Here is an 11497-nt window from a genome sequence, read left to right on the forward strand (position 1 = left end):
GGTAGATGTCTTGCCGTTCGAGATACGGCAGCAGCGCGAACTGCCAGCTCACGGTTTTCCAGGTGCCTGGCGCCCCGAGTTGCTCGCGCCAGCCCGGAAACCGTGCTTTGGACTGCTCGAACGATTGCACGGCGAGCATCACTTCGCGTTGCCGGTTCAGGCAAGTCGCCTGGCGCGAAGCGTCACGACTCTTTAACACCGCCGGCGCGGCCAGCGCCACCAGCAGTCCGATCAGGAAGATTACGATCAACAATTCGATTATCGTAAATCCGCGTCGCATGGGGCGTCCTCCTGCCGTCAGGATACGGCGTCCGCCGGCGCGGGTAAAGCAAGTCGGCGACCTTTTTTCGGCACGCCTTCACTCGAGCAACGCCCGGTCTTGCGCAATCCTAAAGGTCGCCGGAGTGTTCGTAGGCTTCCCGCTCGAAGGGATTGTCGAGATACGGCCGGCGTCCGGTACACCACAAGAACAGCGACCAGCCCAAATACGCCGGTCCCATGAGGAGGCCCCAGCGTTCGAATTGCCGGACGTGAACCAGCTCGTGCTCGCGGGCAATATCGAGCGCCGCGGCGGTTTGGCCGAGCACCGTATGCCCTAGCGTGAAGGCGAGCGTCGCTTCCCCCAACGGCAGATGACGGACGAACCATTGCACGCCGCCGCCATGGAATTCAATTACGCAGCCGCGACGCTGCGCGCGGGCGCCAAAGCAAAGCCCGAACGCGCCGATCACCAATCCCGCCAAGGTATAAGGCGAGGCCCAAGCGATCGCTATAGCGCGCCAAAGCCGATGCATGATCAGAAAATCGTGGTGGCTAGCGTCGACGGAAAAACAGCGCTGCCAGGCCGATCGCGGCCATGAGCATCGTGCCGGGCTCGGGCACCGAAGTCGCGCCGGTCGTCCCGGCGCCGAAGTTATTTCGGACGTTGTTCAGATCGGTGACATCAACGTCATCGTCGCCGTCGGTATCGCCTAAACCGGCGCCGCTGAAGTTGTTTCGGACATTGTTCAGGTCCGTGATGTTGACCTGGCCGTCGCCATTGGTGTCGCCGAGGACCGGATTGTCTATGGCCCGTAAGGGCGAGAAATCCTGCGTCGCCGTGCCCGAACCGAGGTTGGCGGAACCGAAGGTGCTGCTGCTGCCGTCGCGGAAGTTGCTGACGTCGAGCGCCTCCCAATCGACCAATGTGGCCGGCGCAGGCGGAAACTCAAGCTTGCCGACTTCCGTATCGCCAAGACCGCCCCCGCCCCAGCCGTTGATGTCCTCGCCGACGGGACCAAACACCACTTCGCCGTCGCTGTCGACGATGGTCATTTCCCAATTGTCGTTGCCGACGGGAAAGTTGCCTTCCACGTCGCCGGTGATGTTGGATTCCGTGAATAATAGCGGCGTCGTATTCTCGGCTTCGTCTTCGGTACTGACTTGGATGTGCCAGTCGCCGTTTTCCGGGTCGAAGCTCAAATCCGTCCGCAGGTCGTAGCTCTTCGTGGTTTGCGAGACGACTTCAAACACGTCCGTCAGGCGTTCCTGCTCAGTGATCGTCAGAATGGTCCCCCGACGCAGGTCCGACCAATCGTCGTCGTCCGAGAAAATAATCCGCCCCTGGCCGTCCACTCCGGGCGTGCTGCGGGTCGCGTCCCAGATCACATCGCCGTTCGAATCAACGTCGTCCTGATACCAGCGCAGTTCCCAGCCGCGAATGTCGAGGTGGTCGTCGACGACAACGAATTCCAGCCAGTCCCGGCCGTTCCCCTCAATGCGCCCGAAGAAGGTGTCGGCGCGAGAATTCCCCAACAGATCGTTTGGGCCCACGGCGTTGTATTCGTTCAGGATCAGACCCGCGGCCGTCGCCGTCTGGCCTGCCGCACACCACAGTCCACACAACAACAACAACAACGCCACTCCGCCTCGATGCCGCATCACGGTGCTCCTCTGTTTCCACGCCCACGGGCGCCCGAGAACCAGCCTTCAAGGCCGAAGATTCTGCCCGCCTTACCAACCTCCTCATTCTAGTAGCCGGTGCAACCCATGCAACTCGCTGGCTCGAATGGGTCGACAGGAACGAAAAAAGCCCGGGCAGCCGACATGGTGACGGCGGCCGGGCTTAGGCATTCAGGTCAAATGCGCGCTACTCGGCGGATTTCGGATCAAGCGCGATCTTCCGCACTTTGCGGCCGTTAGCAGGCCGCCAGGCGGAGTCATTTCGCGACGTGACGGTTGCGGTTCGGCGCTCCAATCCGGTCAACTGCCGGTTCTGCTGGACGCCGCGTTCGGCGGCCAATTTCGCCAAAAACTCCGGCGAGGCTTTGTCGAGCACGATCACGTCGCTCTTGGCACGTGGGTCTCGCAATGATCGCACGATGCAGATGACTTCTGCCCCGGAGTGCTCGGCGCTCGCCATCGCGGCTTCGACATCGCCCCATGCTTGAGCGGGTGGCTCGGCTGCAGTGGAAGTGGAAGCCGCTTGAGCGAAGGAGGCCGGCGTCACCGCATTCGCGGCGGGGCGGACCAGTGAGCTGAGCTTCAGGCGATCCAATTCCGCGTGAATCGCGCCGATGGCCGCGTAGAGTCCCTCGTTGTCCTCGGGATCCGCGGCGTTGCAGACGCCAATCAACTCGCCTCGGGCGTTGAACAACCCGCCTCCCGAGCGGCCTTGCACCGGCAGCCCTGCGGCCTGGATATTCGGCGGCCCGAGGTATTTGTCGATGGCCGTCACTTGGCTGTTCATCAATGTCGGATCGGCGCCGCCGTTGCAGCCGACGCTCGACACCGGATCGCCTACTTTCGTGACGGCGTTCGTCGACGCGACCGGCGCCGAGGCAACGTCCTTCCCGGGACGAATCGCCACAAAGCCCAGGTCGCGCTCCAAGTCGTAGCCGATCACCTGCCCCGGCAGGCCTTGTGGCGCCCCGGGGCCAAACAGATCGACGGTGATGGTTCCCTTGCCCTGCGACTCCCGAAACACGTGCCCGCAGGTAACGATCAGCGCCTCGCCGTTCCGGGAATCAATCACCGTCCCGCTGCCGAAGGATTGGCCAGTCGGATCGGCGATCCTTAGCCTTGCGGACGCGGCAATTGGCGAGTTCCCCGACGGCGCCGGTCGGCTGGCTTGGACGGCGGCGAATGGGTCCTCGACCGCGCCCAACGTCCTGTCGTTTCTGGGCGACCGCGCAGAGACGGCCGTCAGCCCCGTGGGACGCACGGCCACGTTGGCCCGCTTGAACATGCCTTCCAATTCGCTTTGGCTCACCAGGCCGACGACGCGGTCGACTTCCTGGCCATCGACGACCAACACATAACACGGCAACGGGCCAACGCCAAATCGTTCCGTCGTCGCACGGTCTTGATCGACGTCAATCGACCGCACAGGAAAGCCGGAATCCGTCAGTTGGTTTACAGTCGGCGCCATCTGCTGGCACGGTCCGCACCAGTCGGCCTTGAATTCGTACAGAGCGGTTTCGCCGGACGAGACCAGCGCGCACGCCATCAGCGCAGCGGAAAGTGTGACCATCCATATCCCTCCATGGAATTGATGGGCAACGGCCGCAGTTCGGCATCCTGCCAAACTTTTGAAGCGGCCGGCGAATCGAACACATCGACGGGACCAGTCGCAATGTGGCGGCGAATTCGGGCGCCATCCACCCAGGGTCAGTCCCGTCGGGCGGCATCATGCCCGGGATCCGGATTTCGGGCAATGTCAGTTGAGCCGCGCCGATCCTGTTTCGAGGACCTCAAAGCCGTATACTTATGCAGAGTTTGACCGCCTGCCCCGTTGGGAGTGTTTCATGTCCGCCGTGGCCGAAGTGACTTCCATTTCCCGCTTCGCATTTCCGCCGTATCGCGCGCTGCCCAACGAAGAGTTGGCCGCACGGATTCAGGGGGTACGCGACCGGCTGGGGTCGCGGCTGATGATCCTGGGGCATCACTACCAGCAGGACGAGGTGATCGCGCTTTCGGACCTGCGCGGCGATAGCTACCAACTCAGCCAGATGGCGGCCGCCAGCAGCGAATGCCGGGCGATCGCCTTTTGCGGCGTCCATTTCATGGCGGAAACGGCCGACATCCTGGCCAACCGCCCGGACAAACTAACCGAGCGCAATGGCGAGCGCGTCACGGTCATCCTGCCGGATATGGCCGCCGGCTGTTCGATGGCCGATATGGCCGCCATCGAGCAAGTCGAATCCGCCTGGCAGGAATTGGGCGAAGTCATCGACAACGAAGACATCACCCCGGTCACCTACATCAACTCCGCCGCCAGCCTGAAGGGCTTCTGCGGCCGGCATGGCGGCATCGTCTGCACCTCGAGCAACGCCGCCGCAGTATTGAAATGGGCCTTCGCGCGAAAACGCCGCGTGCTGTTCTTCCCGGACCAGCACCTGGGTCGCAACACCGCCAAGGCGATGGGCATCCCGCTCGACGAAATGTGCGTCTGGGACCAGGCCGCCGAGGAACTGGGCGGCAACACCGCGGAGCAGGTCGAGCGCAGCAAAGTCATTCTCTGGCGCGGGCATTGTTCCGTCCACCAGATGTTCCGCACCGAGCACGTCCAGCAGTTCCGCGACAAGTATCCGGGCATCAAAGTGCTCGTCCATCCCGAATGCACGATGGAGGTCGTCGACGCCTCGGACATCAGCGGTTCCACCGGCAAGATCATCCGCGAAGTCGAATCGGCCCCCGCCGGGACCAAATGGGCGATCGGCACCGAACTGCACCTCGTGAACCGGCTCAAACAAGAACACCCGGAACAGGAAATTCACTTCCTCTCCCCAGTCGTCTGCATGTGCGCAACGATGTACCGCATCGACCTGGCGCACCTGGCCTGGTCCCTGGAAAACCTCGAAGCCGGCACGCCGGTCAACGTGATCGCCGTCGACCCGGACGTAGCCCGCTGGTCGCTCGTGGCGCTGGAGCGGATGCTGCAGGTGAAGTGAAACCGATTTCGTATGTCGCAGACGTCGGAGCTCTCCATTGACCTCCGCGTCAGTACGAACCATTCACGACTAGCGGCCTAATGTCACGTCGCAGGGAGCCGACGTTGCCTCCAAAAAAGCCCGGCTTGCGATTTTCCGCCCATTTCTCGAGCGCTCGCAATTCATATTCGGTGTCCACTTCCCCTGAGATGGAGGTAGTTTCGTAAGCCAGAAATCCCTCATGCTTGGCGCGGTAGGGCCGCCCTTGCTCCATCATCAGGTCTCCCTGCACGACCCCCAAATTGTACAAGTGAGGCAGGATCTTGTTGATCTTGATACGGCTTCTTCCTTCCGGGTTGTCGTACTTGATGCGATGGCCCACTACCGCTTCGCCGCCTTCACGATCCGATCCGCCGGTGATCTCCTCGTGCTCCGGCTGAAAATTCTCTTGCGTGATCCAGAGCGCCCACAGTTCCGCCTCGATGGAATTGATTGCATGTTTCTCCAGGATCGGCGTGGGCTTGTTGCCGTAGTAGAACCACTGACCTTGCTCGGCCCAACTACGCCGTTGCTGGTCGACCATATCGTGAATCCACTCGACGCCCAGCCGGAGTAAATCCATGTCGTCCCTGCCCGCGCGCACGCCCGGGAGCTTACCGGCTTTCAATTTGGCCCACAGTCGGTCGCCCCAAGAGAGATCGCTCCGCACGATATTCGCATAGAACTGCATGGCTTGCTTGCCGAGAGATTGCGCTTCGAGCCACGCGTTTTCCAGATTTGTCTTGAGCGACTCCAGATCGACCGAGTCCGGCACGCGATTGATCGCGTTCTGCAGCCTGGATTGATCGGGTTCGGCCGGCCGGCCGGCGGGTTCGATTAACAACTTGGTGATCAGTGCGCCGGCCGCCGCACCGCCAAAGTCCCCCAGGATTTTGCCTTTTGTGTGCGCCCAAGTGGGATCGAAGACCGTCACTTCGAAGGTTGGCGGTTCGACTTTTTTCGTGACCGTGGGGTTGATCGTGCGCGCGGCCAACGGCAGTTTCGGCTCGTGAGGCGCTTTTGTACTCGCGGGATTGATGGTGCGAGCGGCCAGCGGAAGTTTGGTCGTCTGGGCGGGTGTCGAGATCGGAGTGGAAGGACTGATTGTCGTGGCCACCCGGGGAAGCGTGACGGGCGCGGGACCGGATGGGGCAGCAGGCGTCGGGGGCGCGGGCGGCTGGTATTTGGGGTTTGCCCGCGTTCGCAATGCAGAATGCTGGTGACCAAACAGCTTCGGCGCCAAGCGGTTCTCCAAGGCGCCGCCCACGAACGACAACGCGGGACCGGCGAGCAGCGACAAGACAAACATCGTCATCTGCGAATTCCGCTGCCGATCCGCCTCCAGGGCCTTCCGGGCGTCTTCGAGCCGCGTTTGAAAACTGTTGAGCGCTATCCGTGAGTACTGAATGAGATTGTTCGTATGAATCTTCCATTCGTTCAGGTGCGCTTCGAATTCGACGCCCACATCGTCCTTGATGAGCTTGTACGCGTAGTTGGCGAGGCGGTCGCCGTAGTCGATGGACATGGAATAGACTCCTTAGTTGTCAAACCTTGCGAGGTTCTGTGATCCAGTAAGATTCGCCACTGGAAGGCGACATTTCTAAATCGCTTGGGTCCGAGACTTGTGACAAGAATTCCGAGATAAAATTCGGCCGCTTTAAGAAGTGGCCTTCCGTACGGTCATTTCCAGCGGGGATCGGCTCGAAGTCGGCAGGCAGCGAGATGTCGTCGCCACGCACGTCTAAGCCCAGGGAAGCCCCTCGAAGTCATCCACACGCCAACGATTCCGAGGGGCTTCCCTGGGCTTGTTTGCGCGCCGCGAGGTGAGAATCTCCATCTCCGGCGAACACCGCCGGACTAGCTGGACAACCGCCCGTCGCGGGGGTTAAATAAGACTCTCACGGACCTGGCTGGCGACCCGCCCCAATTGGGAGCTTTTCTTGCTGGCCGGGCACGCTGTTTCCCGCCTCGTTACTCGTGCCAACCCACTCCCGTCTCCGCCGAGGAACTTTCACGATGGGTCGCCATCCCCACCCCACGCGCCGCGAGTTCATCAAGACCGCCAGCGCCGCGGTCGCCATTCCTTACATCATCACCTCGACAGCCCTGGGCCAGGGTGATACGCCGCCTGCCAGCGATCGCATCGTGATGGGCGGCATCGGCCTGGGCAACATGGGCTCCGGCGACCAAGACGCCTACCTCGGCCGCAAAGACGTGCAATACGTCGCGGTTTCCGATGTTCGAAAAGGCCAGCTCGACGCCGGCAAAGACAAGGCCGACAAAAAGTACGGCAACTCGGATTGCCAGGCCTACAGCGATTTCCGCGAATTGCTCGCCCGCGACGATATCGACGCCGTGCATATCGCCACGCCTGACCATTGGCACGCGATCATGGTCATCGAGGCCTGCAAGTCCGGCAAGGACGTGTATTGCCAGAAGCCCGAAACGCTCACGCTCCGCGAAGGCCCGTTGATGATCGCTGCGGCGCGTCGCTACGGCCGCGTGGTCTCCGGCGGCAGCCAACGCGTACTGGAAGATTACCGCGAAATCGTCGACAAGTGCTGGGGCGGCGAACTCGGCCCGGTCAAGTCGATCAACGTGAATGTTGGCCCGCTCTCACAGATGTGCAATCTGGTCGCCGAAGACGTTCCGGCCGGCATGGATTGGGAAATGTGGCTCGGCCCCGCGGCCTGGGCGCCGTACAACAGCAAGCGCTGCGACGGCAACTTCGGCACCGGCGGCAATAGCTGGCGCTCCTACCTGGACTACTCCGGCGGCGGCATGACCGACTGGGGCGCGCACCACTTCGGCGGCGCCACGTTCGCCATCGACGTCCGCGAGTTGCAGCCGCACGATATCGTCTTCCACAATGACAACGGCACGCAGTACGTTGAACTCGTTTACCCCAACGGGATCACGCTCACGCACAATAAGCCGGGCAAAGAGAACCTGGAAGTCGAAGGCACGCCGGGCGAAAAGCGTGAAGCCAAGCCGGTGCCGAGCTACAGCGGCGAAGGGGGCATTTACGGCGACTTCATCGAATGCGTGAAGACCCGGCAGAAGCCATTCCGTGATATCGAACTGGCCGTGAACAGCACCGCGGTGAGCCACCTGGCCAGCGCGGCCTACCGCTTGCAGCGATCGTTGAAATGGGATTCCGCGAAGCAGGAATTCCCCGGCGACGCCGAAGCCAATCGCCTGCTGGACCGCGCCCGTCGCGAGCCGTGGCAACTGTAGGCGTTACGGACCTTCGCAACCATTTCCATCGAACTCACTCCCACCAAGGGATACATACATGTTGGACCAAGCCTTCGAAGCCTTGAAGACACTGGACTGGGGGCAAGACCTCGCCCCGCTGGCCCCGATCGACGAAGCCGTGATCTCGTCGCATAGCGACGATTCCGCGCGGCGCGAATTGGAATCACGTCTCGCGGCGACGCTGTCGATGACTGATTCGCGTGATGCCAAGGACTACGTGTGCCGCAAGCTCATGCTGATCGGCACCGCGGCCTCGGTGCCGGCTCTCGCCGCATTGTTGGCGAAGCCCGAAAACTCGCACGTGGCCCGCTTCGCTTTGGAGCGCATCCCCGGCAAGGAAGTTAACGAAGCCCTGCGCAGTGCGCTGGAAAGTGTCGCTGGCGCATTGAAAGTGGGCATGATTGCCTCGCTCGGCTCCCGCGGCGATGAAGACAGCGTACCGCAGTTGGCGAAGCTGCTGAACGATTCGGATCACCAGGTCTCCTGTGCGGCGGCCAAGGCGCTTGGCGCAATCGGCACCGCGAAAGCTGCCCAGGCATTGTCGTCCTCGTCGTCCGAGGCCGCCCGTCGCGACGCCACGAACGCTTCGCTTCAGTGCGCTGAAAAACTGCTCGCCGCCGGCAGCAAGACCGACGCTCTGAAGCTCTACAAGAGCTTCGCTGGCGAGAGTCAACCGAAGCACGTCCGGCTGGCCGCAACGCGCGGCATGTTGGCCTGCGCCGGCAAGGCCAGCGAGTAACCTGAGTTGCAGGGCCGCTAGCATGGCCAATTAATCAACTTCAACGCCGCTGCGCCGCTCCTTCCTTACCAAGTCGTAAGGTGCGAGCGGCGTGGCTATTTTCGTTGGCAACGCTGTCGAGGCCCACTGTGCGCAATCGCTTGTCCCATTGGTTCGTGTTCGCCGTCATTTTTGCGATCGCGATTCGTTTGGCGCCGGCGCAGGATACGTCCAATGACGAATTGGTCTCGTTGATCGTCAGCTTGCTGCACGAATCGGATAAAGACCTGCGGTCGGTGGCGTTCGAGCAAGTGCGTAGCGAAGCCCCCGGCGCGGCCGCCACGGAAAAATTCGCCGCCGAACTTCCCAAATTGAAGCCAGATGCACAGGTAGGATTGCTCGCCGCGCTCGCATCGCGCGGCGACCCCGCGGCGCGACCGCTCGTGTTGGAAACATTGAACGCCACGAAAGACGAAGCCGTCAGCGTGGCTTCCGTAACCGCGTTAGGCGTACTCGGCGAAGCGTCGAATGTGCCAGTCCTCGTCGAAAAGCTCAAAGCGGAAGCGAAGCCACTCGCCGCCGCCGCGCGGGCCAGCCTCGTGCGACTTCCCGGCGATCAGACGGCGCCGATGATCCTCACGGCAATGGACGGCGCCGCACCGGAAGTGCAAGTCGCGCTTATCGAAATCCTCACCGAGCGTCGCGCCCTGGGCGCGATCCCAGAGTTACTCACAGCGGCGGATGGCGACGACAAACAAGTCCGCACGGCGGTCATCAAAGCCCTCGGGCAAATCGCCGCCGCGGAACACGTCGCCGGCATGGTCCAAGGCGTACTTAAAGCGGAACCAGGCCCCGAGCGCGACGCGGCCGAAAAAGCGGTGATGTTCGTCTGCCAGCGCGCCCAGAATCCAGAAGAACGCGCCGCACCGTTGCTGGAGGCGATTCACGGCTTAAGCGCTGCGGATCAACTGGCAATGCTCTCCACGTTGGGCCGCGTCGGCGGCGACGGAGCGAGGAAGGCCATCGAAGCCGCGATCGGGGAATCCGCCACGCACACGGCCGGCATCCGGGCGCTCTGTAACTGGCCCGACGCGACGATTGCCAATCGCTTGATGGAATTATCGAAGTCCGACGCGCATCCAGAGCATCGTATCGCAACCTTACGCGCATTGATTCGCGTCGCGCCGCTCGCGGACAGCCGCAGCGATGCGGAGCGCCTCGAACTCCTGAAGCAATGCCTGACCATCTGCACGCGCGACGAAGATCGCTTGCTCGTTCTGCAACGCGCACGATCAATCCGCACGGTCGGCACGTTACGCTTCGTCCTGGAGCACGTCGACGAACCGGCCTTCACCGAAACGGCCTGCGAAACCATCGTCGAGCTCGCCCACCACCGGGCATTGCGCGACGCCCACAAAGAGGAGTTCCACACCGCCCTTGATCGCGTGATCGCCACTAGCAAGGACGCCACCAGTGTGGAACGCGCCAACCGCTACAAAAACAACCAAACCTGGGTCCGGCCCAAAACCTCCGCGAACTAGGCGTCCCCACTGAAAACTGAACACTGAAAACTTCAAACCATCCCGAAAAGCGTATACTACGACATCCGCCGATTGGCCCCCGAACCTTCGATCCGTCTAGCCCCTCTTGCCAGACATGAGCACGAAAACTACGCCGCGCACGATGTTCCAGAAAATCTGGGACGCCCACGTTGTCCGATCCGAACCCGGTCAGCAGACGCTGCTCTACATTGACCGGCACCTGGTCCATGAAGTCACCAGCGCCCAGGCCTTCGAAGGCCTCCGCTTGGCTGGCCGCAAGGTACGGCGTCCGGAACTCACCACCGCCACGCCCGACCACAACGTCCCGACAACCGACCGTCGGCTGCCAATCGCCGACGCGATCTCCAAGCAACAGATCGACACGCTGCGCAACAACTGCCACGAGTTCGGCGTTCACATTTACGATCTCGGCGATCGCAAACAAGGCATCGTCCATATCATCGGCCCGGAACTCGGCCTCACGCAGCCGGGCATGACCATCGTCTGCGGCGACAGCCACACCGCCACGCACGGGGCCTTCGGTTCCTTGGCGTTCGGCATCGGCACGAGCGAAGTCGAGCATGTGCTGGCCACGCAAACGCTGTTGCAATCTTTGCCGAAAACGATGGAGATCCGCGTCGACGGCACGCTCGCTCCGGGCGTGACGGCCAAAGACATCATCCTGTACGTCATCGGCCGCATCACCACCGACGGCGGCACCGGCTTCGTCATCGAGTACACCGGCGAGGCCATTCGTTCGCTCGGCATGGAAGAGCGGATGACCGTCTGCAACATGACGATCGAAGCCGGCGCGCGGGCCGGCATGATTGCGCCGGACGAGAAAACCTTCGCCTACGTCCAAGGTCGAGAATTCGCCCCGCGCGATTTCGACGCCGCGGTGGAGCGCTGGAAGCAATTGCCCAGCGATCCCGGCGCCACCTACGACCGCGTCGAGATCTTTCATACGCGCGATATCGAACCGCAGATCACCTGGGGTACGAATCCCGGACAGGTCGCGCCGATCGGCGCGA

At 62.2% G+C, this 11497-nt stretch carries 10 protein-coding genes; 5 read left to right on the top strand and 5 right to left on the bottom strand.

The features are described from left to right. The 4 genes from SGJ19_07605 to SGJ19_07620 form a co-directional block, all read right to left on the bottom strand. On the bottom strand, positions 1-280 hold a 280-nt coding region (locus tag SGJ19_07605; protein MDZ4780099.1), incomplete at its 3' end, for a DUF1559 domain-containing protein. Positions 281-389: 109 nt separating this feature from the next. Continuing rightward, complete coding sequence (locus tag SGJ19_07610) at positions 390-794, bottom strand: hypothetical protein (protein ID MDZ4780100.1); 405 nt, start codon at positions 792-794, stop codon at positions 390-392. 19 nt (positions 795-813) lie between these two features. Then, entirely contained in the window at positions 814-1920 is a 1107-nt protein-coding gene (locus SGJ19_07615; GenBank protein MDZ4780101.1) for a PEP-CTERM sorting domain-containing protein, read from the bottom strand. 208 nt (positions 1921-2128) lie between these two features. After that, positions 2129-3511, bottom strand: coding sequence for a trypsin-like peptidase domain-containing protein (locus SGJ19_07620; protein MDZ4780102.1), 1383 nt, complete (start codon positions 3509-3511; stop codon positions 2129-2131). Between the two features lie 274 nt (positions 3512-3785). On the opposite strand from SGJ19_07620, the gene nadA reads away from it, so the two are divergent. Beyond that, the gene (gene nadA / locus SGJ19_07625) at positions 3786-4931 is read left to right on the top strand and encodes a quinolinate synthase NadA (GenBank protein ID MDZ4780103.1); all 1146 of its coding nucleotides are present in this window, start codon (positions 3786-3788) and stop codon (positions 4929-4931) included. Positions 4932-4980: 49 nt separating this feature from the next. Here nadA and SGJ19_07630 read toward each other — a convergent pair whose 3' ends face one another. Beyond that, the gene (locus tag SGJ19_07630) at positions 4981-6474 is read right to left on the bottom strand and encodes a hypothetical protein (GenBank protein ID MDZ4780104.1); all 1494 of its coding nucleotides are present in this window, start codon (positions 6472-6474) and stop codon (positions 4981-4983) included. A gap of 491 nt (positions 6475-6965) precedes the next feature. Between SGJ19_07630 and SGJ19_07635 the strand changes: the two genes are divergently transcribed. The 4 genes from SGJ19_07635 to SGJ19_07650 all read left to right on the top strand — a co-directional run. Beyond that, positions 6966-8186 (top strand): Gfo/Idh/MocA family oxidoreductase, encoded by a 1221-nt coding sequence (locus SGJ19_07635; GenBank protein ID MDZ4780105.1) that lies wholly within the window; start codon positions 6966-6968, stop codon positions 8184-8186. 58 nt (positions 8187-8244) lie between these two features. Then, positions 8245-8946 carry a HEAT repeat domain-containing protein gene (locus tag SGJ19_07640; GenBank protein ID MDZ4780106.1) on the top strand — a complete coding sequence of 234 codons (702 nt, stop codon included), beginning with the start codon at positions 8245-8247 and terminating at the stop codon, positions 8944-8946. Between the two features lie 128 nt (positions 8947-9074). Beyond that, complete coding sequence (locus tag SGJ19_07645; GenBank protein ID MDZ4780107.1) at positions 9075-10466, top strand: HEAT repeat domain-containing protein; 1392 nt, start codon at positions 9075-9077, stop codon at positions 10464-10466. Positions 10467-10581: 115 nt separating this feature from the next. Then, the coding region (locus SGJ19_07650; protein ID MDZ4780108.1) for an aconitase family protein at positions 10582-11497 on the top strand (916 nt) is incomplete at its 3' end.

It is taken from the genome of Planctomycetia bacterium, from assembly GCA_034440135.1.
Lineage (GTDB): Bacteria > Planctomycetota > Planctomycetia > Pirellulales > JALHLM01 > JALHLM01.

Coding starts and splice junctions, on each gene's coding strand:
- SGJ19_07640 (MDZ4780106.1), top strand. CDS start 8,245: ATGTTGGACCAAGCCTTCGAAGCCTTGAAGACACTGGACTGGGGGCAA.
- SGJ19_07630 (MDZ4780104.1), bottom strand. CDS start 6,474: ATGTCCATCGACTACGGCGACCGCCTCGCCAACTACGCGTACAAGCTC.
- SGJ19_07610 (MDZ4780100.1), bottom strand. CDS start 794: ATGCATCGGCTTTGGCGCGCTATAGCGATCGCTTGGGCCTCGCCTTAT.
- nadA (MDZ4780103.1), top strand. CDS start 3,786: ATGTCCGCCGTGGCCGAAGTGACTTCCATTTCCCGCTTCGCATTTCCG.
- SGJ19_07615 (MDZ4780101.1), bottom strand. CDS start 1,920: ATGCGGCATCGAGGCGGAGTGGCGTTGTTGTTGTTGTTGTGTGGACTG.
- SGJ19_07620 (MDZ4780102.1), bottom strand. CDS start 3,511: ATGGTCACACTTTCCGCTGCGCTGATGGCGTGCGCGCTGGTCTCGTCC.
- SGJ19_07635 (MDZ4780105.1), top strand. CDS start 6,966: ATGGGTCGCCATCCCCACCCCACGCGCCGCGAGTTCATCAAGACCGCC.